The sequence below is a fragment of the Azoarcus sp. DN11 genome (assembly GCF_003628555.1).
Lineage (GTDB): Bacteria > Pseudomonadota > Gammaproteobacteria > Burkholderiales > Rhodocyclaceae > Aromatoleum.
In genome coordinates, this window is record NZ_CP021731.1 from 1,949,041 (window position 1) to 1,973,660 (window position 24,620).

Here is a 24,620-nt window from a genome sequence, read left to right on the forward strand (position 1 = left end):
TCTAGCGAAACCGGGAACTCCGGTTTCGCCCCGGGTGTTACAACCTGGCGTACAGGTGACGCTCGCAGCTTTCTCAACTATTGGAGAAGCTGCATGAGCTACCTCGCACTGCACCACGGTTCTTACTATTTCCAAGTTCGTGTTCCAGCAGCATTAGTTGCCCAGTTTGGGTCGATTATCCGCGTCAACCTGCAGACGGCGGATCGCGGCATTGCTCGTCCGATCGCTTTGCGTCTTGCGAGTGACTGGTTCGCGCGGTTTTCTGCTGCACACGATGCCGTGCAATATGGTTCGGCCACCGGCAACGCGGGGGGCAATGGTGGGATCGCAGTGGACATATTGTCCGCTTCATCGGTAGTCCTAAAGCCCCCGCTGACCTTTGCCCCCAGCGAGAGTCTCATAGCCCCTAGGGGCAACCAGCGGGTCAATACGGCGTCTGTTACTGATAGCGATCTCTTCGACGCGTGGAAGCGCATCGACCGCACGCGCGAAGCCAGCACTGTGAGCGAAATGCAGGCCGCAATGCGCGCGTTCCGGCAGTTCAGTGGTGTTCCGCCAGCAGAGCTGGGGCGACAGGATATAGCCGCATTTCGTGATCGCTTGCTCGACAAGGGGCTTGCTCGCGCGACAGTGAGCAAAAAAATCGGCTTCATTTCGACGCTGCTCCAGGTCGGCTTTGATGGCGGGATGCTCTCCGAAAATGTGGCGCGCGGTCTGAAGATTCCAAAAGCAAAGGTGCCGACGCTCATTCGTCGCAGTTTCACTGAAGCAGACCTGAAGCGAATTTTCTCGTCAAAGGTGTACTCGCAGCGGTTTCGGCCAGTAGCAGGCGGTGGCGAGGCGTGTGCGTGGCTTCCGATGATTGCACTTGCGACTGGGGCGCGGCTTGAGGAAATTGCCCAACTACGTGCCATCGACATCTATGTCGATCAGTCGCATGGACCTGTGATGCGCATCACGGACGAAGACCCCGAGCAGAGGGTGAAGACAGACGGATCTCGGCGTACGGTCCCACTGCACGCGGATCTCATTCGCGCCGGACTACTTGAGTATGTCGCCGCGGTTGGCGACAGCGGCTGCAAATGGCTCTTCCCTGCGCTCGAACCCGATCATGACGGGCGGCGAGGCGGTAACTTCACGAAGTGGTTCATGCGCTACCTGCGATCGAGGTCTGGAGCCGGCATTACTGATCCGACCCTGGTCTTTCATAGCTTTCGGCACACTTTCAAGACACTTTGCCGCGCGGCGATGATCGCAGAGGACATTCATGACGCACTGACTGGTCATGTCTCGTCGAGTGTCAGTCGAAAGTATGGGGATATGCCGCTGGCGCCCCTCGTGACCGCGATCGCTGCAGTGAGACTGCCCGTCGCGCTGCCGCGTGTGCTTTCGTGAGGGCCAAGTCATGACGCATTGGATTGAAATCGAAGGCAGCGAGAGTGAGCAACTCATCCGCTGGATCGACTGGCTGCGCAGGTGCGAGGTCCTGAGCTTCATCGAACTCGCCGTGCTGGAACCCGAGGCGTGGGCCAAGCTGCGCGAAGCTCCGCAACTGCGCCGCCGCATTGCATCGATCTTGGGCTGGCCGACAACGTTTGAGAGTGCTTCGAACAATGAGCTGCGAGTGTTTGACATTGCGGCGGTGTTGCTCAATCGCGGTTGCTCCAGCCCCAGTGAAGTCTTGTTCGATTATCCCGAACTTTGTCATCGGCTTCTTGCCGCTGGGGACTTCGAGCGGGTAATGGCTCTCGCGACGTTCGATGCGACCTGTTTCGACCCGCCAACAAAACTCGCCGAGTTTGTCGATTACATGCTGCATTACTCCACGCTCGATGCCTGGCTGCAGATTGATGTTTCTGGCGTCCAGGAAGTGTGTGACCGCGGATGGGTATCGGAGGTTGCGGGACTGCTGCCGCTACGACCTTTGCAGGGCTGGGCGACCCGCGGCGGTCCGGTATTTGACGTCGCATGCCTCGTTGTCGCGCGTTATCTGGAGATCTACGGTCTGCGCTTTTGCGCCCCCGCCGCGCGGTTACCCGGTCAGATTCCTGCCTCCGTGAAGTTCACCTTGCCCGACCACAATGTCGAGCTTCTTGTGCGACCGGGATTGCCTGGCGAAGGTGACGGATCGTCATCAGCTGATGCGAGAGAGTCGAGGGTGTTTGTTATTAATTGCGACCTCTTGCGAACATCCCTGCATGTTGTCGCGCTTGTGCTGCAATTGCGACGCACATTGGACGCGGCAGGGATTGAGTTGAAATCTCGTCCGCTGGTGGCCGCAGATCTCTTGCGATACGAGCCGGGTTCTGGTGAGGGAGGCTCCTCGCAGAGCTGACCGTCGACGCTTATGACTGAGCGCCCGGAAGCGGCGATGTTCGGCGGATCCGGGCAGCCAGGTCGCCCAGTATCGGCGTCGCTGCCATCAGGTCGGTCGCGCCGAGCAATTCTGCGGGGTCGTAATGCTTGTCGTGAACGTCAATGTCTGCATGGCCGAGATAACGCCTTCTGATGCGTGGGTCAACGTTCGCGCGCCGCAGCGTCTGGCCGACCGTATTGCGGATGCTTTGCAGCACGAGCCGTCGGTCGGTGAAGTGCTCGCGCAACGTTCGGTTGAGCCGTTTGCTTTCGGCAGCCCCGTAGTGTCCATAGCGATCCGGGGCGCTGCCCGCAAACAATTGTCCGCCCGCTGCCTTGCGCGCGGTGAGCCATCCATCGAGGTCCGCCATCGAGTGTGTGCTGATCGGCAGGTCGCGCTCGGACGTCGAGGTTTTAAGGCGGGCCTGGCCGCGCTCGCGAAACGTGACAACCCATCCGTCGTCGATGCGGGTGAGCTGCTCGGTATGCAATTGCAGGAGCTCACCCAGGCGAGCACCGGTCAGCGTCATGAGGTCGACGAGGTGCAGATCGTCGCTGCACGTCGTATCGCTCCATGCATAGATGGAGCGCAATGTGGCGAGCTGCTCGGTACTGAACGGGCGTCGACGCACGCGTCCGAGATGGGTGCGGGGAACGGCGTGTCGGCACACATCCGCCGCGGCTTCGCTGACAGGGCGCAGCAGGCTGGCGAGAATACGCAGCTTGTCGATAATCGTTGTCGTGCAATTGTCCCGGCTACGCCAGACCACCGTCAGCTCAGCGACATCACCGGCGCGAAGCACCTCGACTGGCCGCTCGCCGACCACCGTGTGCAAATCGTCGGCTATGCGCTGGTATTTCTCAAAGGTCTTGAGGCGGGTAGTTCTTCCGACGCTTGCGAGGCGATCGCGCCAGCCCATCGCGAGCGTCTGCGCGCAGGTGCCGAAGAAGCGGGTGAGCGGAAGCTTCGCCTCGGATGGCACTGCGAGGCGGTCGAGCGACTGGCGCCCCTGAAGCACCGTGAGCCACTCTTCAGCCAAGATCGCCGCGTCGACATTCCACCGTTCGGCGAAGTCGACGAGGCTGACTTCCGTGTGGCGAAACTTGAGTGCATAGGCCGATTCGAGTTCTCCCAACGCGGTCACCGCATCATCGTGCTGCCCCCGCGCGAGTCGTCGCCGTGCAGCGTCGAGGTCGGCCTGTGCAACGCGCAGGGCTTCGCACCACACCGCATCGTCATTGCAGCGCAGCCGCGCAAGTTCGCCCTGCAGAGGGGTAACCCGCAACGCGCGATGTGTTGCGACGGCGCGTTGCGCGACATCGCTGTCGAGTTCGCACGTGACTTCAGCGCCGACAGCCGTTCGCGGTACCCGGAGTTTGGCGCGGGTCTTGGCGAATTTTGCCTGCCAGCTGGTTGCCAAGGCGGCAGCCCGCTCAATTGCCTCGGCATCCGCCACCTTTCCGAGCGATACCCGAATCGTCGTCTTTCCATGGAACGCCATTTTGAGGTCGAGGGGCACACGAATTTGAAAGACATATCGCCCGCGAGCTTTCTCGAACGTCATGTATTTGCCTTCGGCCATGCTGCACACCCACTGTTGCGCAGACCTCCGTTTCAGCGGCCCGACGGAGGTCATGCGCAGTTTGGTGATGCCGCTGATTTGGAGTCTAGTCACCATCGCGCGACTTTCCCTTAGGCGCGGCAGATCTTTGGTGATTACTTGGTCAGGAGCAGTAAGTGATGAGCCAGAGCGATGAGCAGCCGCCCGCGCGTCGGCGACCACGAGAGCAATGACGAAATTCGCTATAGAGGAGAGGGGAGACGATGGATACGGGGCGTGTCGTAGTGACTGCAGCCGCGCGGGACATGAAGGTTGAGCCGGCTGCTCAGCGGCGTAACGCAAACGTCAGCAAATTTCGTTTTCCCGCCGGGGGCCTTGTTCGTCGCTGAACGGTGAGCTGCGCCATCTGGGCCGGCAGGAGGACAGGGGATGAGAGAGATTCAGAAACAAAGGACGCCGGTAGCTATATCCGATAACCGTGCCGCTTCTGCTTTGCCGGAAGCCGTGCGGGAATTCGCGGACCTGCTCGCCCAAATCGCCGTACGGCTGCTCCGCAACAAACTCACAGAGAAGGATGCGGGGAGTCGGAAATGATTGAGCGCGTTTGCATACTTGCACGCTATTCAGAGGAACAACAACGGGACACGTCGATCGAGGACCAGATTCGACGTTGCAAGGAGGTGGGGCGAAGGCATGGGCTCAACGTTGACGATGCGTTGATATTCGTCGATGCAGCCATTACCGGTCAGGCGAAGGGCGAGGCGAAGCGCAAAGGTTTTCAGGCGCTCTTGGCGGCGTGGGATTCCAACGCTTTTTCCGTCCTCATCGTCGATGAGTTCTCACGCCTTTCACGGGATGGCGTCACCCAGGCGCAGTTGATACGGCGTCTGGAAAACAATCAGCGCGTGCGCATGCTCACCGCTAACGGTGTGGACACGATGCGGCCCAATTGGCAGTTGCAGCTCGGGCTCGAAGGGATGGTCGCCCAGCAGGCCGGGAGGGACACCAAGCATCGGGTCGTGCGAGGAATGGTAGGGCAACTTGAGCGGGGCTACATGATTGCCGCGCCTGCCTATGGTTACACGCTCAAGCGCGAACTCGACGCAGAGGGCAAGCACTTGGGGTCACACTGGGTCATCGACGAACCGGCGGCAGCCGTTGTGCGCGACATTTTTGCGCGCCGCGACCACGGGCAGTCGATGCACCAGATTGCGCGGGACTTGAACGCCGCGGCCGTCCCGACCTGTCACCGCGACCGCAAGAATGAAGCCGAATACTGGCGTCCTTCCCGTATTCGGGTAATCCTCTCCAACCCTGTTTACAAGGGGGAGTTCATTTGGAATGGGTCGTCTACCATCCGGGCCGAGGCGAAGAAGGAGGGACGGCCGCTCGAGCAGTTAACTTACGCCCGCCCCGAGTTGCGGCTGGTGAGTGACGAGGTGTGGGCCCGCTGCAACGCCAAGATGGTGAGCCGATCCGGCTACGGCGGCGGAAAGCATGCACTGGGCGGACTCGTGACGTGCGGGTGCTGCGGTGCAACCCTTGTACTGAGTTGTCCTGCAGGCGGCCGCTCGCTCTACTGCGCACGATGCACTCTCGCAAAGGCTGCCGCCGGCTTGGGCGAACGCCTAACATGCACGGTTGCGGCCGCGGGTGTGCAGGTACTGTTGGTGGAGGCCGCACGCTTTTTTCTGACGGATGATTTCGTTGTGGCGTTCAAGGTGTCGCTGCACGCCCGGTTGAGTGGCAATGGCGACGTAGAACTCAAGAGAGCGCGCGCGGAACTTGTTCGGCTGGAGCGCGTCCAGGAGCGGTTTTCGCGCCTCATGGCGGCGAGCGATGAGGAGGACCCGGTCCTCATTGAGCGTTACGAAGAGGCGCGCGGCGCTGCCCGTCTGCAGAAGCGGCACGTTGACGAACTTATCGCCGGCGCACAGGCGCTTGACCGCGCGGCGATTGAAGCGCAGTTGCAAATTGACCCGCGAGCCGTGCTCGATAAGCTCTTCGAGGCGGACCTTCCGCCGGAACATCTTCGGTCGGTGCTCGTGCGCCTCTTTCCGGAAATTGTCTTCGAAGGAAAACGCAGCCGTCACTGCTCCATCTTTCGGGTGCAGTTTGTCCCGGGGGCGGCCCTCGCGTTTGCCTCGACGACCAGCAGTGTCGACGATAAGCAGGTCGAACTTCGTTTTGCGCTTCGCTATTCGCCAGCCAGTCCTCTTTGCGGCATCAAAGCGGGGAAATGGTTCGTTGATGTCCTGCCGTGAGCACGGGGTGCAGGGGCGACCATCTATGCGGCAAGTTGTGCAATTTGGGTGAGCACGGCCTGGTTGATATCAGCTCGCTTTCAGCGCCACGCAAGGCGTAGTCCGAAGCGGCGCTGAAAGTGGGTGGCCGGTTCATGCGGCCACCCGCAGGGTCTCCTTCTCTGCTCCGCGAGCAGAGTCATGTTCAGATAGTGGTTATCCTCGCGCCTGCTCTCGTGGGTCTCGACGCACGACGCCCGGATCGGCGTACGGATCGGTGCGCCTGAGTGTTCCGAAAAATACCGCATGCAAATGACGTCCCTTGCACACAGAAAGCTTCATGCGGCAGGCGCCAGGAACGGGATGGCAAGCGATCCAGAGGCAACTTCGATCTTGTCTCGTTCTGGGACCCTAACGAGACAAAATAGTATTTCATTAAGTATATGAATTTAAAAAAATAAATTGCTTCGTCGAGAAGCCAAGAAGAGGACATGAGAGCCCGCAGCGCGTTCTCAACCAAATCCCGCTCCTGCGCGGTAGGGGGCTCTCCCAGCGCTAAAGTACCGCGCCGTCGGTAAATTCGACCGTTGCTAAAAATGAGGCGATGCAAGTGCTTGCTGGGTGAGCGCGCTGCTGATGAGCCGAGCGAGAGCTGGCGCCGTCGTTCACAGGATCTGGGGATAACTCACGGGATAAGTACTTTCGGACGGCGGAAAGTGCCGGCGCCATGCGGAAATTGGCTGTTGCCTAAAAATGGGGCAGCGCCACGCCCCCAACGTCGGTTGATGGTCTGCTTCGTAGCCACGCGCCTTGATTTGTCGCGGCCATAAGGTCCGTGGCGTTGCGAGGTCCGCGTATTCACTTGGACTCGAAAGCCAAGGATTCGCAGCGTCTCTTGTGATTTGCGCGGTAATGTCAAGTTGTTGGCGTGTGCCCAGCATCGGTGCGAACAGGGGAGGCCGCTCGGACGACAATCCAAGAACCCCCTTTTATGAGCGCTCAGCGCTGAGCAGGCGAAATTCTATTGAGACGGGCTGAGATATGCCTTTGCGATCACATTATTCCGTTCTTCATTGCTTCCGGTAGACACCGATGCCTGCGTCGTACTGTGTCTGCCAATTCCTGAACTGGTTTGCGGGCATCGGCTTGGCTAAGTAGAAGCCTTGAGCGGTGTCACAGCCAAGTGGGATGAGATGGTTCCAGGCCGATTCGGTTTTCGACGCCTTCGGCGACGATTTCGAGTTGCAGTCGGTGGCCGAGCTCAATGGTCAATTGGACGATCGCGACGGAGGCTGCCTTGTCCGTCATGGCGATGACGAAGGATTGGTCGATCTTGATCGTGTCGAGCGCGCTGACCCGATCTTCCATCAAGGAATTTCGTCAGTTCTGGTGTTTCTCATTGAAGGGTGTAGGCCATCATCAGCAGTGTCTTCTGCTCGTCGTGTTGCGCATACGTTAGCAACGCCCGGTGGTACCCGCCTTCGTTGACGATCACCTGGCACATTCCATGGAGGAGGTCCTGCTCCTGCGTGGCGTGCAGCAAGGTGCGGTTCCCGGCGCTCAGCGTCCTGAGCGCCTGGTTCACCCGTGACAATTCGTTGTCGGTGTCGCTGCTCGGGTCCATGTTCCTCTACCCGCAGCCCTGGTAAAGAACGATAGGCGTCGCGACTACTTGCGGTTAAGCAGTCCCGCACATTTGGTCGTGAACGATTGCGGCCAACCGGTCGCACGTGGACTTCATGGAGCAGGGCTGGGAATCGGATCCGACGGCGGTGCCGGAAATCGGGAGTCTGACCGGTTGGAGAAGGGGATCTCGGCAGAAAATGGTGGGAGAGGGAGGTTCGGTCTTGCCGAGGGATTTTCGTCGCTTCGCGGACGCTGAGTGAGGAGCGGGCGCAAGAATTCCGCATGAGTTTCTTGACTGCTTGCAAAGGTTGAGCCAAGATGGGTGTAAGGGAATGGTTCATCGATTCTCCTATCGATAGAGGGACGTGAGAGCCCACCGGAGACATCCATGGTAAAGATTCTGGTACTTGGTTTTGTCTGTGCAGGTCTGCTTCCCCTGCTTGATCGAGCGGGTCTTTCGTCGCAAAGCACTAATCGTGCAAATGCAAATGCAAATGCTTGCGTCACTGCCGCATGTACGGTTTGTTGTCACGTCGACGGAGCAGGTGCCTCCCCCGGAAGAATGTTTGAGTTGCTTGCGCGCCATTAGGCACGACGGTCACCGATCCGCGAGATGTTTCGCTTCGAGGTCCCCTGCGTATGTACGGGGACGGCAAACGGTGCTCAGGGAAGGGGTGAATCTCTTGCTATCTTATTTTGTATAGTGTAAAAAATGGCTTCGAATTATACGTAGTAAAAATTAGCGCCGCAATTATGGGTGCGCCTGTGGGTAAATCAATAGAGGCGGGATCGGAAGTCACTGTCGAATTCGGCAATGGGGCTCGTGTGGAGTCTTGGAGGGGCAGGGGATGCTTGCAAAACGAGTTGGTACGCAAAGGGTGCAATTACTTGATGTCGATGCGTCGCTTTGGGAGGGGGCGGCCGAGAAGGTCGGATTGATCCCGGCCCCTGCTGCCATGCAGCCGTCGAAATATATTCAAGGGAAATGGAAAGACGGAGATTTCGGAGCGACCAGCGAGGTGGGTTGTCGTGCGCGTCACAACGGCACCGAGGTGGCTTTCCGTCTCGACTGGGCATGCAGTTCGCCACGTATGACTCGTCTCGACAATGACGATTTCGCGGACGGAGCGGCGCTGCTGTTTCCTCTGTCGAAAAATGCGTCGCTCATCATGGGTTCCGACAACCGACCGGTGAATATGTGGCACTGGCGCGCAGACCGACCGCAAGCGGCAAGAAGCAATGTTGCGGTGGGCATTGGAACATCGCGGGTCGTTGATCCGGTGAGTGTGGTGGTGAACGCGCAGCACCGCAATGGACGCTGGAGTGTGGTGTTCGTCCGGTCCATGGCCGGCGGTCCGGATGCAGCGCCCTTCGTCGCGGGTAGCGACGTAAACGTCGCCTTTGCCGTATGGCAGGGCCACGCGCGGGAGCGCGGGGGGCTGAAGGCATTCTCCCCCCAGTGGCTGTCCGTAAGACTCGAAGCCTGAGATCCATTCAGCGAGGAATGCCCATCATGGTTCAAGACAAGACCGGCCGCGAGATAGACGGCAAACTGCACAAGCCCAGGCGCCAGCTAGCGATGGTGTTCGATCTGAACAAGTGCCTCGGTTGCAACACCTGCTCGATGTCGTGCAAGACGCAGTGGACGCGCGAGGAGGGCATGGAGTCAATGTGGTGGACGATCACAAATACGATGCCCGGTAAGGGAACGCCGAAAGATTGGGAGAGTCTCGGCGGAGGCTTCGAACCGGATGGCCGGCAGAAGGCAAGTCGAATCCCTAGCCGCGAGGAATTCGGTGATGCATGGAAGCTGCCCAAAGAGGACGTGTTCTTTGGCGGCAAGGGCAAGACGGTGCAACTGCATCCGCGCAATCACCGCGGTGAGAAGCCGCAGTGGGGTGCGAATTGGGACGAAGACCAAGGGGGCGGCGAATATCCGAACTCGTTCTATTTCTACCTGCCGCGCATCTGCAACCATTGCACCCATCCCGCCTGCCTTGAGGCCTGTCCGCGCGCGGCGATCTCCAAGCGTGAAGAGGACGGCGTGGTGCTGCTGAACGATGAAAAATGCAAGGGCTTCCGCTTCTGCATGGAGGCTTGTCCTTACAAACGCATCTATTACAACCACGTCAGGGATGTCGGGCAGAAGTGCATCTTCTGCTTTCCGCGGCTCGAGAAGGGCGTTGCGCCGGCCTGTGCGCGGCAGTGCCCGGGCCGGCTGCGCTTCGTCGGCTACCTCGACGACGAGAGCGGGCCGATCCACAAGCTGGTGCACAAGTGGAAGGTCGCGCTGCCGCTCCATTCCGAGTACGGGACCCAGCCCAACGTCTACTACGTTCCCCCGGTACTGCCGGCGCGACTGACATCGACGGGCAAGGTGGATCCGTCCGGGTCGCGCGTGCCGCTCGAATATCTGGAGAACCTGTTCGGGCCGCGCGTGGGTGAGGTGCTGAAGGTGATCGAGGCGGAACGGGAGAAGAAGCGGCGCGGTGAGGCGTCTGAGCTGATGGACACGCTAATCGTCTACAAGTGGCCCGAGGACATCTTCCCTGATTTCACGAACGATCCGATCGTGCTCAATGGGGGCCAATCATGACGGGAATGAGTCGACGGGAGTTCCTGAAGGGCGGCATCGGGGCTACGGGTCTATCCCTGCTGCAGTTTAATTCGACATGGTCCTTCGCTGCGGACCGGACGAGGCGGGCGCCTGTGGTGGATTACCCAGATTTCGCGGCGATTTACCGCAAGAAGTGGCGCTGGGACAAGATTTCGAAGGGTTCGCACAACGTCAATTGCTGGTACCAGCGCCAGTGTCTGTGGAACGTTTATGTGAAGGACGGCATCGTCTGGCGCGAGGAACAGTCCGCGACCTACACCCCGATCGATCCGGGCATTCCCGACAACAATCCGCGCGGTTGCCAAAAAGGCTGCAGTTTCTCGCAACGCATGTATGACGGTTCCCGCGTTCGCTATCCACTGAAGCGCGTGGGCGAGCGTGGAGAGGGGAAGTGGAAGCGGGTTTCGTGGGACGAAGCCCTCGAGGACATTGCCGACCGCATGATCGACGTGATGATCAAGGAGGGTCCGGCATCGATGATCTACGACGCGGGCACTAACGCCTGGGGTTCGCAGATGCTCGCGGGCATGCGTCTCGCGCAACTGCTCGATATGCCGGTTCTCGATATCAACAGCGAGATCGGCGATTCACGGCCAGGCATCTCGGTCGTCGCCGGCACCGAGGAAATGTGCAATTCGGCCGAGGATTTGATGTTCTCGGACCTGATCTTCATCTGGGGCGGGAATCCGATCTACACGCAGATTCCCAACGCGCACTACATCACGGAGGCGCGATACAACGGCGCGAAGGTCATCACTATTGCGCCGGATTTTTCGGCGTCCGCGGTTCATGCGGACCAGTGGGTGCCGGTGAAGGTCGGCAGCGATGCAGCGCTGGGCCTGTCGATGGCGCATGTGATGATCGAGGAAGGCATCTACAAGAAGCGTTTCGTCCAGGAGCAGACGGACCTGCCGCTGTTGCAGCGCGTTGACAACGGGCGTTTCCTGCGCGAAGCCGACATGGAGAAGGGTGGCAGCGACGAGGTGTTCTACCTCTACGACCTGCGCAGCCGGCAAATTCTGGCCGCGTCGACTCAGACCCTCGATCTTGGCGAGATGGACCCCGCGCTCGAGGGGGAATTCGTGGTGCAAACCCTCGCCGGCGAGATCAGGGCGAGGCCGGTTTTCGCGGGGCTGCGCGAGCATCTTCGCCAGTACCGTCCCGAGTTCGCATCGAAGATCTGCGGCGTCGATCCGGAAACGATCCGCGGCCTCGCGCGCGACCTCGCTCGTGCACGCGCGGCCTCCTTCCTTGCGCAGTCGAACTTCGGGAAGTTCTACCACGGACTCGAAATGGAGCGCGCGCAGGTGCTGTGCTGTGTGCTGGCCGGGCAGATCGGGCACAAGGGGGCGGGCTACCAGGGCTTCCCGGTGCTTTGCGCGGACGGCTTCGACGTGCTCGCAGGCATGTCCGGGAAGGATGGCGTGCAGCAGGCCATCGAGGCACTGCAGAAGAAGAAGGGCGCGGCACTTGAGCACTTCATGAAGCAGGGGATGACGCACGAGATGGCGATGTACGAGCTCGGACGCCAAGCCTCGCGCCGCGGTGGCTCTGTGCCGACGATGATGTGGCTCTATTATCAGGCCGGCCTCGACAAGCTCTACGGCGAAACCGAACGCTTGGATCCCTACATGAAACGGTCGCTGTCGTCCTACATGGAGGAGGCGGTCGCGAAGGGGTGGCAGTTCAAGCAGGATGCGCCGACGAAGATCCTCATCAACTTCGCGGGCAACCTGCTCCGGCGTCTACGCGGATTCGACCAAGTGCAGGAGCGCCTGCTCCCGCAGCTGGACCTCATGGTCACAATCGACTTCCGCATGAGCAACACGGCGATGCAGAGCGACTACGTGCTGCCGGGGGCCGGCTGGTACGAGTACGACGAGGTGCTGTGGTCGACGCCCTTGATGCCCTACGTCCAGGTGACGACGGCGGCCGTAAAGCCAGTGGGCGAGAGCAAGGACGGCTTCGAGGCCTTGTACCTGCTGGCGAAGCATCTGCAGAAGCGCGCCGCCGAGCGCGGACTGACGGAATTCGTTGATCGCTCGGGCAAGAAGCGCTCGTTCGCAGTCTACGACTACATCACGTTCGGCGGCGAGATCACCGAGAAGGACCACGATGCCTATCTCGAACTGCTGCTGAAGATGTCGACGAACGTCGGTGGTGTGACCTGGGCCGAGCTGAAGAGGAAGGGCTACCAGCGCTACACTGCGCTAGGCGAACAGCGGTACGTAAACGTCGGTAATGCGACGGACGTCTTACCCGACAAGCCGATCGTCGCCGGAACCCATCATACGGAAAAGAAGGTTCCGTGGCCGAGCCTGACGCGACGGCTCCAGTTCTGCATCGATCATCCGCTGTACGCGGAATTGGGCGAGGTGTTGCCCGTGCATAAGGATGCGCCGGGCTTCGGGGGGAAGCATCCGATTCAGCTGACTGGTGGGCATACGCGCTGGTCGATCCACGCTGCCTGGATCGACCACGAGCCGCTGCTGCGCCTGCAACGCGGCGAGCCCGTTGTCTTCCTCAATGCGGCGGACGCAGAGGCGAGGGGCATCCAGGACGGTGACACCGTGAAGATCTTCAACGACCTCAGTGCCGTCGAGTTCCGCGCCTGCGTCGCGGCCGCGGTACGGCCGGGGCAGGCCATCGTGTATCACGCGTGGGAGGCCCAGCAGTTCAAGGGCAAACCTTACGACTCGCTGTTCGCGAGCCAGATTAACCCGATCCACCTCGCCGGCGGCTACGGTCACCTGCAGGTCCGTCCCTCGGCGTTTTCGCCGGGGCAGCACGACCGGGGGACCTATGTGGACGTGGCGCGGGTGACCGACGCTGTCGGGCAGGGAGGACGAGATGCATAGACCGAACGCCGACGCCGACTCAAGGGAGGCGGGGACTAGCGCGGGACGATGGGGCGAAGCGGGCGAGGGAGGCGGGCCGGGCGATCGCCGACCCGGTACGACGATGTGGGCCGTGTTCGCGGAGGCCGTTAAGTTTCCCGATGCGCAGCGGTGCGACGACATCTGCAGCGGTCGGTTCGTCGAAGACTTGCGTTCTGCCTTAGGGCAATGGGATCCGTTCGTCCTGACCGCGGTCGATTGGGACGCGCTCGCGAAAGCCGGACGCGCAGACGCCCTGCCGGTCGACTACACGAGTCTTTTCGACGGCGGCGCCGGGGGGCGCTGCCCGCTGAACGGCGGGCCACTGCACCGCGTGCCGATGGCGGCCATGGAGGAAGTGGTCCGCTTCTACGCCCATTTCGGGATGACGTTGGCCGAAGATGCGCCGGAGACGCCCGACCACCTCAGCGTGGAGCTGGAGTTCGTCGCGTGCCTGGCCTACGGAGAGGCTGATCTCGAAGCCCGTGGCGAAAGCGGCATGCACTACGCCCGCGCGCGCCGGGATTTCATCGCCCGCCATCCACTGCGCACGGTGTCGCATGCGTGTCGGCAGCTTGCCGATGTTTCTGCGGCGCCGTTTTACGGGGCCTTGCTGACCTTGCTCGACCGCTGCCTGAGGACGGACCTGGACCGTCTCGAGGCCGTTCACGGGACCGCCACCATAGGCTGATCCCGCATTGGCTCCTCCCGGCTAGGTGCTCTACTTTTGGTGTGAATGGTTCAACTATTGTTGACTGACTTGACGCTATTTTGTATCGTGGGCCAACACTAGATCGAGGAGGTAGCACGTCCATGGCTTTCCCGCGAAACAAGGCGGCAATCGTCGGTTTGGGGGTGACGGAGTTTTCGAAGAACTCTGGTCGTAGCGAGATGCAACTCGCGGTCGAGGCAGTCGCGGCGGCGCTATCCGATGCCGGGATCGAGCCCGGCGAGGTGGGCGGGCTGTGCACGTTTACGATGGACAACAATTCGGAGAACGAGGTCTTCCGCAACATCGGCGGCAAAGATCTGACGTTCTTCAGCCGCATCAACTACGGCGGAGGCGGCGCCTGCGCACCGCTGTTGCAGGCCGCGATGGCGGTGTCGTCGGGTGTGGCCGACGTGGTCGTCTGTTACCGCGCGATGAACGAGCGTTCGGGGCAGCGTTTTGGCAGTCCGACGAAATCGCTGCCGCTGCCGGAGTCGGAGTTGCATCTGAGCGCCTTCACGTCGCTGCATGGCCTGCAGACCGGTGCGGCGAAACTGGCCATCGCGATGCGGCGCTACATGCACGAGACGGGCGCGACGAGCGAGAACTTCGCGGACTACGCGGTCGCGATCCGCCGCCACGCCGCAACGAACCCGAATGCGTTCTTCTACGGAAAGCCGATCACCCGTGACGATTACCTGAACTCCCGCATGATCGCAGACCCGTTCCGGCTGCTCGACTGCTGCCAGGAGAGCGACGGGGCGGTTGCGGTCGTAGTGACGAGCGCCGAGCGTGCGGCCTCGCTGAGGCAGAAGCCCGTCTTCATCCGCGCCGCCGCGCAAGGCGCGCCCTTCGGCGTCATGGGGCTGGCGTCGTACTACAAGTCGGACATCGTGCCGCGGCAGGAATGCGAGCTGGTGGCAAGGCAGCTCTACAAGATGGCCGATCTGAAGCCGCAGGACATCCAGGTCGCGATCCTTTACGACCACTTCGGCCCTGCCGTTCTTCCGGCCCTGGAAGGCTACGGCTTCTGCGCGAAGGGCGAAGCCAAGGATTTCATCAAGAACGGCAACATCGAGATCGACGGGGGACTACCGGTCAATACGCACGGGGGGCAACTCGGCGAGGCCTACATTCACGGCATGAACGGCATCGCCGAGGGGGTGCGGCAGATCCGGGGCGTCGCCGTCAACCAGGTCGAATGCGTCGAGAACGTGCTCGTGACAGCCGGTACGGGCCTTCCGACGAGCGGACTCATCCTCGGGGCGTGATCCGCGGGGCCGGCGGCCCGACGCCCTTTCGTACTCGCGGTTCGAATACCCGATAGAACACAGCCGGCGGAACCCCGACCGGAGGAGACAGGCAGATGAGTGTGGAAAGATCCCCGCTACCGAACATGGTTGTTTCTGTCGGTATGGTCGTGGCGCTGATGATGGCAACCGGCATTCTGTGGATGCCATCCATCCTCGGCGTCATGAAAGGCGTGTTTCAGATCGACGCCCGGGAGGTGGGGCGACTCGCCTCTGCAGAGGCCGGGGCGTTTCTCGTCGCGACGATTTACGCCAGCGGTAAACCGCTAGCCGCACTGAAGCGCCTTGCCCTGATCGGCTGCGCGCTGCTGATGGGCGCGAATATCGCGCTGGTGCTCGCGCGCGACGTCGTTCCACTCATGCCCATGCGGGTGCTGGCGGGGTTCGGTACCGGCGTTGGCGCCTCGTTGGTCATGAAGGTGTGTGCGATGTCGGCAACCCCAACGCGCTTCTTCGGGATCTACTCGGCATCGTTTTCGGTGGTAATGATCCTGGGATTCCAGTTCATCGGGCACTTGGTGTCCGCCTGGGCGGGCGAGGCGAGCAGTGTCGACGGTCTGATTCGTGTTGCAACGGCCGTCTGGGGCGTGCATGCCGCGCTTGCGGCGCTGGCGTCGTTGCTGCTGATCATTGGGATGCGAGGTGTCGCGCGGGAGCCGAGCGCTGGAGCCGCCCGCGATTCGGCTGGTCAGGCAATCGGTGTGCAGGCGGCGATCGGTCTGTCAGCAATCGCACTGTTCTTCCTTGCCCGTGGCAACGTCTGGCCTTTTCTCCAGGTCATGGGTGGTAGCCACGGGTTTGCTGTGACGGGGGTTGCCAATGCGCTTTCGATGTTCGCCGTCTTCGGCGTGCTCGGCAGTCTGGCGGCGGCCGCGATTCCACCTGCCGTCGCGCGATCGTATGCGATCGGCGTCGCGGTGCTGGCGCTTTTCGGCGGCTTGTATGCGCTGTACGCGCCCGCCTCGCTCCTCTGGTACACCATCGGTTGCGCGATCGGCGGCTTCTTCTGGAACTTCGTTTTCGCGCTGGGGCTTGGTCTGTTGGCACGCATCGATGCGACCGGGCGCGCGTGCGTTCTCGGCATGACCGTATCGAGCGCCGGCAGCGCGGCGGGCCCCTATCTGGCCGGCATGTTGATCGAAGGTAGCGGCTACCAGTCCGTCGCTTGGCTTGCCGGTGGGCTGTGTGCGGCCGGCTTCATTGGCGTCGCCCTGGCCGAAACGCGTCGCGTGCCTGTGGAAGCCGGGACCGCTGCGTGATGTTCACGCACGCCGCGCGCCCTCGGGGTTAGTCCCAGGGTACGCGCGGCCGGGCGCCCTGGTTCCGCGTCTCCATTTCCGTATTGCAGGAGTTTCGCCCGGTCGCCGTGCGGCCGGGTGCGAGCCGTCGTGTAACCCGACCCCGCCTTGATTCGTGCAGCCGGCAGGCGATCGCCGCTTGACCGTCGACGTTCGAAGCGATATATTTTTATGAAGGTTGAACCATTGTGAAAGTGAATGGCGGGATAGTTCTGTCGCGGAACGTGGCAGGGGATAACTCAAGCGGGTTTAAGGAGACGTTGATGAACGAGGCGATGCACGCGGTCAGGGAAATTTGCTCCACCATCATCAAGAAGGTCGATCGGCCCTACGTGCTCGAGAGCGCCAAAAAGCGCGAGCGGCCGGAGAAGCTGTGGCGCCTGTGGGCCGACACCGGCCTTCTCGCGATCGGCCTGCCCGAGGAATACGGCGGGGTCGGCGGGAAGATGAGCGAAGTGGTGCTGGCGCACGATCTCCTGCATTCGGCCGGCCTGTTCCTGCCGCTGACGATCCCGAACTACATGGTGCGCTTCCCGCTGCTGAAGCACGGCACCGAGGAGCAGAAACGGCGGTACCTGCCGCCCACGGCGACGGGGGAGGAATTCTTCGCCTTCGCGATCACCGAACCGGATTCCGGCACCAACACGTTCAAGATTCGGACAAACGCGAAGCGCCAGCCGAGCGGCGACTACCTCCTGAACGGCCAGAAGATGTACATCACGGGTTGGGATGAGGCCGGTCATGCGATGGTCGTGGCGCGCACCGCGCCGCGCGACCCCAATAACCGCACCGAGGGGCTGTCGCTGTTCATCGTCGATACGAAATCGAAGGGCATCAGCACGACCTTGATGGACATCGCGGTCTATATGCCGGATCGGAACTTCATCGTGAACTTTGACGACGTCGTCGTCCCGGCCGAGAATCTCCTCGGCGTCGAGGGGCGCGGCATCGATGCGCTGTTCGACTGCCTGAACCCCGAGCGTCTGCTCGCCGGTGGCATGAACGTGGGCCTCGCAGAGCACGTGCTGAACCGCGGGGTGGAGTACGCGAAGGTGCGTGCGCCGTTTGACGTGCCGATCGGCGCCTACCAGTCCGTCGCCCATCCGATGGCGATTGCCAAGACGCGCATCGATGCCGCCCGCCTGATGTTGTATTCCGCAGCGGAGAAGTACGACGCCGGCGAGAAGATCGCACTGCAGGCCAACATGGTGAAGTGGCTGACTTCGGATGCCCTCACGCAGGCGGCGAACATCGCGGCGAACGCGCATGGCGGCATGTTCGCGGACCTGTCGACGGACCTCATCCCCTTCTACCTGCAGGCGAAGATGAGCGAGATCGCGCCGATCAACAACAGCATCATCCTCAGCTTCATCGCGCAACAGGGCCTCGGACTGCCCAAGTCCTACTGATCTGCCTCCTCGCGTGGCCGCCCCGTTGCGGGGTGGCCGGCCGTGCACGCACATTGCGCGCGACCCGACCGGGAAAAAGCCATGGAATATCGTTCGTTGTACTGGGAAGACGTGGAAGAGGGGCAGGAACTGCCGGCGATTGGTTACGAGCTCAGCCTGCTGCGGCTCGTGGCCTTCGTCCGCGCGACGGGCCTCTACGACTATGTGCATTTCGATCGCGACTACGCGCGCTTGGCCGGCGCGCGCGACGTGTTCATCGCAACGCCCCACGTCCTCGGTCTTTTCAGCCGGCTGATGACGGATTGGGCGGGCCCCGAGTCGGCGATCTGCTCGATCACGCTGAACATGCGTACGCAGAGCTGCAGCGGCGATCTCCTCATGATTACCGGCCGGGTCGCGCGCAAGTATGTTGGCGACGACGGCGAACACCTCGTCGATATCGTCGATCTGAACATGGGCCACCGGGTGGCAGCGCAGGCGGCGACGGCAAGCGCGACGATGGCGTTGCCGTCCCGCACGGGCGGTCCGGTGAAGGTGTCACGTCTTCCTGCGCCGCGGCAGACGGTCGCGGCGGATCAGGATTTGCCCGACTTTGCGAAGACGCTCATCGGCATGGTGAAGGAGGGGCCCGGCGAGCCGGCCTGGCCTCTGACCGCCGACGAGATCCATCTGTGGTGCGAGTGCCTTGAGGACTGGAATCCGTTGTACTGGGACAAGGAGTACGCGGCCCGGAGTCCGTATGGTGGCCTCATTGCGCCGCCGGCCGCGTTGTTCCACGGCGCGGGCGCCTCGGCGCAGGTTGGCGTCGGGTACCTGAAGCCGGGCGAGAAGGTGCCCGAGGCGGTGCAGCGTGGGCTGACCGGCCTGCCGCTGCTGCAGGAACTGCGAAAGGATCTGATCAGCCACATCACGCCGTTTTCGGTCCCGGGTTGCCCGGAGATCGCGGTCAGCCAGGCCCGTTCCGACTACTTCACGCCCCTGAGGCCTGGCGATACGACGTACACGCGACAGGAGGTGCTCAACTGCAGCCCCATGAAGCGGACCCGGTTGGGTGAAGGCCACTTTCTCACGTGGGTCCGGTCGGTATTCAACCAGCGCGAGGAACTGGTGCGGACCTTCACGCTGACGGGCTTCTACTATCACACCTGACTTCCGTTCTCGCAGCGACGAGTCCGACGCCGGATCGGACGCCTGCGAGGCTGCCCCACCTGCTGCAAAAAGGAGGAACTCATGGAACAGACTGCAACCCAGGACATCCCGCCGTCGAAGCGTCCGTTGCCGGTGCCGCATTCGAACCGGGATTACGACTTCTTCTATCAGGGGCTCGAGGCCGGCAAGCTGCTCGTGCAGAAATGCGACGGTTGCGGCACGGTGCGCAACCCGCCGGGGCCGATGTGCCCGCACTGCCACTCCCTGAAGTGGACGCCGATCGAATGTCGCGGCACCGGCACGGTGTATAGCTACACCGTTCACTACCATCCGCCGCTCCCGAATTTCGACTCGCCGCACGCCATTGTGCTCGCCGACATGAGCGAAGGGTTCCGGCTGATCGGCGGCTTGCAGGGGGCCCGCCCAGAGGACATCCGCATCGGCATGCCGCTCGTCGTCGGCTTCGAGCGTCGCGGCGAGGTGTCGACCTTTCATTTCCGGCTCGCATAGGTGCGGATCGCGAGAGGCAGGTGCCGGGAGGCACAGCGAATTACATCGGCGGAGGGGTAAGTGGGAATGGGATATACAGTCAGGGACAAGGCGGCGATCGTCGGCCTCGGGACGACCGAGTTCTCCAAGGACTCCGGGCGCAGCGAGATGCAACTCGCGGTCGAGTCGGTCCTGGCGGCGCTGGCCGATGCCGGCATCGAGCCGGGCGAGGTCGATGGCCTGTGCACCTACATGATGGACAACAGTTCCGAGATCGATGTCTTCCGCAACATCGGCGGCCGTAACCTCAAGGTTTTCAGCCGCATCAGCTATGGCGGCGGTGGCGCGTGCGCCCCAGTGCAACAGGCGATGATGGCGGTCGCGACAGGCGTGGCCGAAGTCGTGGTGTGCTACCGGGCGATGAATGAGCGCTCGGGGATGCGTTTCGGCCAGCCGATGGTCCGGTCCTCGCCCGAAAGCGAAATGATGCTGAAGGCGCTACATTCGCTGCAGGGCCTGCAGACGGCCGCGGCGATGATGGCGCTGCCGATGCGCCGGTACATGCACGAGACCGGGGCTAGCGCGGAAGACTTCGCGAACTATTCGATCGTTGCGCGCCGACACGCCGCGACCAATCCGAATGCGTTCTTCTACGGCAAGCCGATCACCCTCGACGACTACATGAACTCGCGGATGATTGCCGACCCTTTTCGCCTGCTCGACTGCTGCCAGGAAAGCGATGGGGCTGTGGCCGTCGTCGTCACTAACGCCGAGCGGGCGCGCGGCCTCAGGCAGAAACCGGTTTACATCCGCGCCGCGGCGCAGGGTGCGCCGGTCGGAACGTTGCTCTGTACGAGCTATTACAAGCCGGACATCGTTCCGCGCGAGGAATGCCAGCTCGTTGCGGACCAGCTCTACACGATGGCCGACTTGACGCCCGGCGACATCGACGTCGCGATCATCTACGATCACTTCGGACCGACCGTCCTGCCCTCGCTCGAGGGCTATGGTTTCTGCGAGCCGGGCGAAGCGAAGGACTTCATCAAGGGCGGGAACATCGAGCTTGGCGGGAGCCTGCCGGTGAACACGCACGGCGGCCAACTCGGCGAGGCCTACATCCATGGGATGAACGGCATCGCCGAAGGTATCCGGCAGTTGCGCGGCACTGCCGTCAATCAGGTGCGCGGGGCGGAGCACGTCCTAGTGACGGCAGGCACCGGCGTGCCGACGAGCGGCCTGATCCTGGGCCTGTAGGCTCCCATTCAATGAGGTAAGCGGAGGGAAGCGATGAACAGGCAGGACCTGCAGTCACGGACATCGATCTTCATGTCGGTCATGATCGTGGCCGAACTGACCAGTGCGTTTGAAGTGAGCATGGTGTATGCGGCGCTGGCGACTCTGTTCAGGATCTACGGCGACCCGATCGGTGTGGGCTGGCTCATCACCGGCTTTCTGCTCGTGTCGGCTGCGGGGGCGGCCCTGGTGGGACGCCTCGGCGACCTTTACGGGCGCAGCCAGTTGCTGCTGGCGATGTTGGTGTTCGCGTTCATCGGCTCGACGATCAGCGCATTCGCGACGTCCCTGAGCTGGGTTGTGGCCGGGCGGGCGATCCAGGGGGTGGCCGCAGCAATCCTGCCTTTGTGCTACGGACTGGTCCGCGAGCGACTGCCGGTGAAGCGCGTGCCGGTCGGGATCGGCATTCTCGCGGGAACGGCGGCGCTCGGTGCCGCCCTCGGCTATCTGCTCGGCGGCGTCATCGTCGATAATCTTCCGTGGCAATCCCTGTTCTACGTGAGCGCGGGTCTCGCCCTGATCTCGTTCGTGCTGGTCTGGATGTTCGTGCCGCCGTCGGCACCGCCCGCGGCTAAGGGACGCCTCGACATGGTTGGCGGCGTGCTCTTCGTCCCGGCGATCACCGGTATTCTGTTTGCGATCACGCGGGCCAGGAGCTGGGGGTGGGTCGATCCGCGCACGTTGTCCGTGCTCGCGGCGAGCGTCGGCGTGCTCGGGTTCTGGGTCTGGTATGAGCTGCGCCACAAGAACCCGCTGATCGATGTACGGTTGCTGGCCATGCCGCAGATCGCGCTCGCCAATATCTGCTTCGCTTGCGCTGCCTTCGGCGCCTTTCAGTCGCAAATGATCATCCTGCCGCTGATGCAGCAGCCGGAATGGACGCTGGTGGGCCTGGGCGCAAGTGCTACGGTTGCGGGCATGCTCAAGGGCGGCGCGAGCCTGCTCGGCAGCGCCGGTGCGCCTTGGGGCGGCTACATTTCCGGCCGGCGCGGAGGACGCTTCGCGCTGGTTTTCGGCGCCGGGCTCCTGACCGTGACCTGGGGCGCAACGACCGCCTGGCACGGATCGCTGTGGTTCGTGGCGTTCGCCGGCGTGGTATCGATCGTCGGTATGACAATCGTCTATGCAGCGGTGCCGAACCTCATTCTCGAAGCCGCGCCCGCCCACCGCACGAGTGAAGCGACGGGGCTGAGCTCGGTGGTCCGCGCAATTTTCGGTGCCCTCGGGGCGCAGGTGATCGCCTTCGTGCTTGCCAGCTCAACGGTCTCCGACCCCGCCAGGGGGCCCGGCAGTTATCCGACGGCCGAGGCCTACGCGTCAGCGCTCGGATTGGTAACGCTCGCCTGTGTCGCCTGCCTGGTCGCCGCCTTGCTGCTGCCGAAACGCAACCCCACAGTCGCGGCGCCAGACGGTGTGGGGCTTGGCATTGGACGTGTGGCGGGGCGGGGTTGAGCGCGGCGCGTGCGGGGGTTCGCCCGGTCGCGAACGTCGACGGTTGCGGTATTGGCGGAGTGGAAAGGTGAAGCGCTTAGCCGACAAGGTTGCACTGGTCATGGGGGGCAGTCAGTCCCTGGGGGCGGCGATCGCCACCGAGTTTGCCGAGCAGGGCGCACATGCCGTTATCAACAGTCGGCCCGGACCCGAAGCGCCGGCCGTGGTGGGCGAACTGCAGCGGCGCGGGCTGGAGGCGTCGTGGGAGCCTGGCGACATGATCGACCCGCAGAGCGTCGTCGACGTCGTGAACCGGGTGGTCGCGCGCCATGGCCGGCTCGACATCATGGTTGTCAGCGGAGCGCCCGGCGGCGCGAAGCCGGATTTGTTCGAGAACATGGATCCGGCCGAATACCATCGCCGGCTCGACGCCCAGTTGGTGTCCCGCATGAACTGCCTGCGCGCGGCCACCGGCCCGATGGCCGAGCAACGGTACGGCAAGGTGATCTTCGTGACGAGCGATGCCGGGCGGACGCCCACGCCCAGCGAAACGCTGATCGGTGCGGCGGCCGCGGCGCTGATCTTCTTCACGCGTGCGGCTGGTCGCGAGCTGGCGCGCAAGGGGATCCGGATCAATTGCATCGCGACGACGTTGACCGCCGAGACCCCGATCCACAATTACAGCAAGATGTTCGGGCCCGATCACGTGCTGGCGAAGTCCTTCGCCAAGATCGAGGCGCAAACCCCCTTCCGGATGAACTTGCCATCCGACATCGCCAAGACTGCGCTTTTTCTTGCGAGCCCCGATTCGGACCAGATATCGGGTGCGGTGGTCAGCATCAATGGGGGGCTTTCATTCCCTTGACCCGGATCGCTGTGCCCGTTCCTTTCTGGTGGGCGGGCCTGAAGGCATCAGCGTTCCAACGGTTCTGACATCGAATGTCGATGCGTAAATGGCGGATCCATTGATCTTTAGCCAAGGTTTAAGTCATGCTCGCCAACCTCGTCGTGATTTCCCATTTCATCCTTCGGATGGTTCACACATGAAGACCTTTCACGCCTCGATAACGGCATTCATCCTCGTCCTCGCGCTTTGCGGAGCGGCCCGCGCGGCTGACGCCGGGAACGCTTCCAGCGACGCCGCTGGCGCATCAAATCTCCTGGCGCGGGTCGAAGCGCATTACCGTGCGCAGGGCGACAAGGCGCTCGCAGCCTTCAGCCGGGGGGGCGAGTTCCGGGAAGGGGACCTGTACGTGTATGCCCTCAATACCGATGGCGTGATGCTTGCAAGCGGTGGATCCTCGGCCGTGTTGGTCGGGCGCAACGTCGGTGAGTTGATCGATGCGAGCGGCAGGCCCTTCATCCGGGAAATCCTCTAGGGGGCGAAGTCCAGGGGGGAGGGCGAGGTCGAATACCGCTGGTCGAACCCGGTGAATGGCCGCGGCGAGGCCAAGGTCGTGCATTATCGCAAGGTCGGCGAGGTGATCCTCGTGGCCGGCTACTACGAGCCCCATGCATCGTTCGAGTTGGCCAAGTCGCTTCTGTGGCGTGCGGTCCATGATCTTCGGCAACATGGCGACAGGGCACTCGAGCGCTTCAACGATCTCAACGGTGGTTTCGTGCAGAAACGGAGTTATGTTGTACGCGTTGGTGACAAGCTCATTGGTTCGGGCTCCTACGTGGGCGACTTCTGATCGGCTTGGGCGGTTGCGCATAGGGGCCTTCCCGACGTGGTCTGGGGGCGCGCGTCGGATCCGTCGCGACCGTCCTCCGCGAGCACCTGCAAGGCGGGCGGCGCAACGCCCCACGCGGCAATTCTTTCTGGCGGCACGCGCACCGTCGTGCGCCGGTCGCAACGGCGCTCCCGCGGAACATCCCGCGGGCGTCTCCGCCACTTCCCGCAAGGGTTCTGGCGCCCTCGACGACCTGAGATGCGATCGATGCCGCATGTCTTTTGGTCCCCGGACGACACCGCTGAGCGCCCTCGGGCTGACCGACTTCCCGACGAGCGATCTTTTCGCTCGATTTTCTTGATTCCCCGTTGACCCAAATCAGCGCAGTGGATATAGTTGGTTCAACCAATAAGGTTCAACCAATGAAATATTGGTGCGGTGAAAGGCAGGCTTCCCAGCTGCCCCGCATCGGCCGGATTCGGGTGATGTCGGTTCGAGAAGAGCGGATGAAAGTGCGAGTCATAACGTGACTCCACTACGAGGCCGGGCAGAATTTCTAGTTCGTCTTATCTGGAGCACG

21 protein-coding genes are annotated in these 24,620 nt (G+C 62.3%); 18 read left to right on the top strand and 3 right to left on the bottom strand.

Annotation, left to right across the window (positions count from 1 at the left end; genetic code table 11):
• Positions 1 to 93: 93 nt before the first annotated feature.
• Both CDA09_RS08945 and CDA09_RS08950 read left to right on the top strand, forming a co-directional pair.
• On the top strand, positions 94 to 1,395 hold the full coding sequence (locus tag CDA09_RS08945) for a site-specific integrase (RefSeq protein WP_121428299.1): 1,302 nt from the start codon (positions 94 to 96) through the stop codon (positions 1,393 to 1,395).
• A 10-nt stretch (positions 1,396 to 1,405) separates the two neighbouring features.
• The gene (locus CDA09_RS08950) at positions 1,406 to 2,335 is read left to right on the top strand and encodes a hypothetical protein (protein WP_121428300.1); all 930 of its coding nucleotides are present in this window, start codon (positions 1,406 to 1,408) and stop codon (positions 2,333 to 2,335) included.
• A 10-nt stretch (positions 2,336 to 2,345) separates the two neighbouring features.
• Here the strand turns inward: CDA09_RS08950 and CDA09_RS08955 are convergent, their stop codons facing one another.
• Positions 2,346 to 3,938 carry a tyrosine-type recombinase/integrase gene (locus tag CDA09_RS08955; RefSeq protein ID WP_164844388.1) on the bottom strand — a complete coding sequence of 531 codons (1,593 nt, stop codon included), beginning with the start codon at positions 3,936 to 3,938 and terminating at the stop codon, positions 2,346 to 2,348.
• Between the two features lie 408 nt (positions 3,939 to 4,346).
• On the opposite strand from CDA09_RS08955, the gene CDA09_RS23330 reads away from it, so the two are divergent.
• Together CDA09_RS23330 and CDA09_RS08960 are read left to right on the top strand one after the other, a co-directional pair.
• A complete protein-coding gene (locus CDA09_RS23330; RefSeq protein ID WP_164844389.1) occupies positions 4,347 to 4,511 on the top strand; it encodes a hypothetical protein in 165 nt (54 codons plus the stop codon).
• Complete coding sequence (locus CDA09_RS08960; protein WP_121428302.1) at positions 4,508 to 6,181, top strand: recombinase family protein; 1,674 nt, start codon at positions 4,508 to 4,510, stop codon at positions 6,179 to 6,181. The genes CDA09_RS23330 and CDA09_RS08960 overlap by 4 nt, the downstream gene beginning before the upstream one ends.
• Positions 6,182 to 7,333: 1,152 nt before the next feature.
• On the opposite strand, the gene CDA09_RS08965 is transcribed toward CDA09_RS08960, so the two are convergent.
• Together CDA09_RS08965 and CDA09_RS08970 are read right to left on the bottom strand one after the other, a co-directional pair.
• Complete coding sequence (locus tag CDA09_RS08965) at positions 7,334 to 7,528, bottom strand: EAL domain-containing protein (RefSeq protein ID WP_286164435.1); 195 nt, start codon at positions 7,526 to 7,528, stop codon at positions 7,334 to 7,336.
• A gap of 28 nt (positions 7,529 to 7,556) precedes the next feature.
• Complete coding sequence (locus tag CDA09_RS08970) at positions 7,557 to 7,784, bottom strand: hypothetical protein (protein WP_121428303.1); 228 nt, start codon at positions 7,782 to 7,784, stop codon at positions 7,557 to 7,559.
• An 850-nt stretch (positions 7,785 to 8,634) separates the two neighbouring features.
• Between CDA09_RS08970 and CDA09_RS08975 the strand changes: the two genes are divergently transcribed.
• From CDA09_RS08975 to CDA09_RS09040, 14 genes are all read left to right on the top strand, one after another.
• Complete coding sequence (locus tag CDA09_RS08975; protein ID WP_121428304.1) at positions 8,635 to 9,273, top strand: ethylbenzene dehydrogenase-related protein; 639 nt, start codon at positions 8,635 to 8,637, stop codon at positions 9,271 to 9,273.
• A gap of 26 nt (positions 9,274 to 9,299) precedes the next feature.
• A complete protein-coding gene (locus CDA09_RS08980; RefSeq protein ID WP_286164436.1) occupies positions 9,300 to 10,382 on the top strand; it encodes a 4Fe-4S dicluster domain-containing protein in 1,083 nt (360 codons plus the stop codon).
• A 116-nt stretch (positions 10,383 to 10,498) separates the two neighbouring features.
• On the top strand, positions 10,499 to 13,261 hold the full coding sequence (locus CDA09_RS08985; RefSeq protein WP_164844390.1) for a molybdopterin-dependent oxidoreductase: 2,763 nt from the start codon (positions 10,499 to 10,501) through the stop codon (positions 13,259 to 13,261).
• A 103-nt stretch (positions 13,262 to 13,364) separates the two neighbouring features.
• Complete coding sequence (locus tag CDA09_RS08990) at positions 13,365 to 13,970, top strand: TorD/DmsD family molecular chaperone (protein ID WP_164844391.1); 606 nt, start codon at positions 13,365 to 13,367, stop codon at positions 13,968 to 13,970.
• Between the two features lie 122 nt (positions 13,971 to 14,092).
• On the top strand, positions 14,093 to 15,259 hold the full coding sequence (locus tag CDA09_RS08995) for a lipid-transfer protein (protein ID WP_121428307.1): 1,167 nt from the start codon (positions 14,093 to 14,095) through the stop codon (positions 15,257 to 15,259).
• 95 nt (positions 15,260 to 15,354) lie between these two features.
• The gene (locus tag CDA09_RS09000) at positions 15,355 to 16,557 is read left to right on the top strand and encodes an MFS transporter (RefSeq protein ID WP_121428308.1); all 1,203 of its coding nucleotides are present in this window, start codon (positions 15,355 to 15,357) and stop codon (positions 16,555 to 16,557) included.
• 302 nt (positions 16,558 to 16,859) lie between these two features.
• On the top strand, positions 16,860 to 18,005 hold the full coding sequence (locus CDA09_RS09005) for an acyl-CoA dehydrogenase family protein (RefSeq protein WP_121428309.1): 1,146 nt from the start codon (positions 16,860 to 16,862) through the stop codon (positions 18,003 to 18,005).
• Between the two features lie 81 nt (positions 18,006 to 18,086).
• Positions 18,087 to 19,154: a MaoC family dehydratase gene (locus CDA09_RS09010; protein WP_121428310.1), complete on the top strand. Its 1,068-nt coding sequence runs from the start codon at positions 18,087 to 18,089 to the stop codon at positions 19,152 to 19,154.
• 81 nt (positions 19,155 to 19,235) lie between these two features.
• Positions 19,236 to 19,664 carry a Zn-ribbon domain-containing OB-fold protein gene (locus CDA09_RS09015; protein ID WP_121428311.1) on the top strand — a complete coding sequence of 143 codons (429 nt, stop codon included), beginning with the start codon at positions 19,236 to 19,238 and terminating at the stop codon, positions 19,662 to 19,664.
• 66 nt (positions 19,665 to 19,730) lie between these two features.
• The gene (locus CDA09_RS09020; protein ID WP_121428312.1) at positions 19,731 to 20,897 is read left to right on the top strand and encodes a lipid-transfer protein; all 1,167 of its coding nucleotides are present in this window, start codon (positions 19,731 to 19,733) and stop codon (positions 20,895 to 20,897) included.
• A gap of 33 nt (positions 20,898 to 20,930) precedes the next feature.
• The gene (locus CDA09_RS09025; RefSeq protein WP_121428313.1) at positions 20,931 to 22,388 is read left to right on the top strand and encodes an MFS transporter; all 1,458 of its coding nucleotides are present in this window, start codon (positions 20,931 to 20,933) and stop codon (positions 22,386 to 22,388) included.
• Positions 22,389 to 22,455: 67 nt separating this feature from the next.
• On the top strand, positions 22,456 to 23,232 hold the full coding sequence (locus CDA09_RS09030; RefSeq protein WP_128106546.1) for an SDR family NAD(P)-dependent oxidoreductase: 777 nt from the start codon (positions 22,456 to 22,458) through the stop codon (positions 23,230 to 23,232).
• A gap of 178 nt (positions 23,233 to 23,410) precedes the next feature.
• Complete coding sequence (locus tag CDA09_RS09035; RefSeq protein WP_121428315.1) at positions 23,411 to 23,746, top strand: hypothetical protein; 336 nt, start codon at positions 23,411 to 23,413, stop codon at positions 23,744 to 23,746.
• Positions 23,747 to 23,824: 78 nt separating this feature from the next.
• Positions 23,825 to 24,061 carry a hypothetical protein gene (locus CDA09_RS09040; protein ID WP_128106547.1) on the top strand — a complete coding sequence of 79 codons (237 nt, stop codon included), beginning with the start codon at positions 23,825 to 23,827 and terminating at the stop codon, positions 24,059 to 24,061.
• Positions 24,062 to 24,620 lie beyond the last annotated feature (559 nt).

Coding starts and splice junctions, on each gene's coding strand:
- CDA09_RS08965 (WP_286164435.1), bottom strand. CDS start 7,528: ATGGAAGATCGGGTCAGCGCGCTCGACACGATCAAGATCGACCAATCC.
- CDA09_RS08955 (WP_164844388.1), bottom strand. CDS start 3,938: ATGGCCGAAGGCAAATACATGACGTTCGAGAAAGCTCGCGGGCGATAT.
- CDA09_RS09005 (WP_121428309.1), top strand. CDS start 16,860: ATGAACGAGGCGATGCACGCGGTCAGGGAAATTTGCTCCACCATCATC.
- CDA09_RS09020 (WP_121428312.1), top strand. CDS start 19,731: ATGGGATATACAGTCAGGGACAAGGCGGCGATCGTCGGCCTCGGGACG.
- CDA09_RS08970 (WP_121428303.1), bottom strand. CDS start 7,784: ATGGACCCGAGCAGCGACACCGACAACGAATTGTCACGGGTGAACCAG.
- CDA09_RS09010 (WP_121428310.1), top strand. CDS start 18,087: ATGGAATATCGTTCGTTGTACTGGGAAGACGTGGAAGAGGGGCAGGAA.
- CDA09_RS09000 (WP_121428308.1), top strand. CDS start 15,355: ATGAGTGTGGAAAGATCCCCGCTACCGAACATGGTTGTTTCTGTCGGT.
- CDA09_RS08990 (WP_164844391.1), top strand. CDS start 13,365: ATGTGGGCCGTGTTCGCGGAGGCCGTTAAGTTTCCCGATGCGCAGCGG.
- CDA09_RS08980 (WP_286164436.1), top strand. CDS start 9,300: ATGGTTCAAGACAAGACCGGCCGCGAGATAGACGGCAAACTGCACAAG.
- CDA09_RS09035 (WP_121428315.1), top strand. CDS start 23,411: ATGAAGACCTTTCACGCCTCGATAACGGCATTCATCCTCGTCCTCGCG.
- CDA09_RS08960 (WP_121428302.1), top strand. CDS start 4,508: ATGATTGAGCGCGTTTGCATACTTGCACGCTATTCAGAGGAACAACAA.
- CDA09_RS08975 (WP_121428304.1), top strand. CDS start 8,635: ATGCTTGCAAAACGAGTTGGTACGCAAAGGGTGCAATTACTTGATGTC.
- CDA09_RS09015 (WP_121428311.1), top strand. CDS start 19,236: ATGGAACAGACTGCAACCCAGGACATCCCGCCGTCGAAGCGTCCGTTG.
- CDA09_RS23330 (WP_164844389.1), top strand. CDS start 4,347: ATGAGAGAGATTCAGAAACAAAGGACGCCGGTAGCTATATCCGATAAC.
- CDA09_RS08945 (WP_121428299.1), top strand. CDS start 94: ATGAGCTACCTCGCACTGCACCACGGTTCTTACTATTTCCAAGTTCGT.
- CDA09_RS08995 (WP_121428307.1), top strand. CDS start 14,093: ATGGCTTTCCCGCGAAACAAGGCGGCAATCGTCGGTTTGGGGGTGACG.
- CDA09_RS08950 (WP_121428300.1), top strand. CDS start 1,406: ATGACGCATTGGATTGAAATCGAAGGCAGCGAGAGTGAGCAACTCATC.
- CDA09_RS09025 (WP_121428313.1), top strand. CDS start 20,931: ATGAACAGGCAGGACCTGCAGTCACGGACATCGATCTTCATGTCGGTC.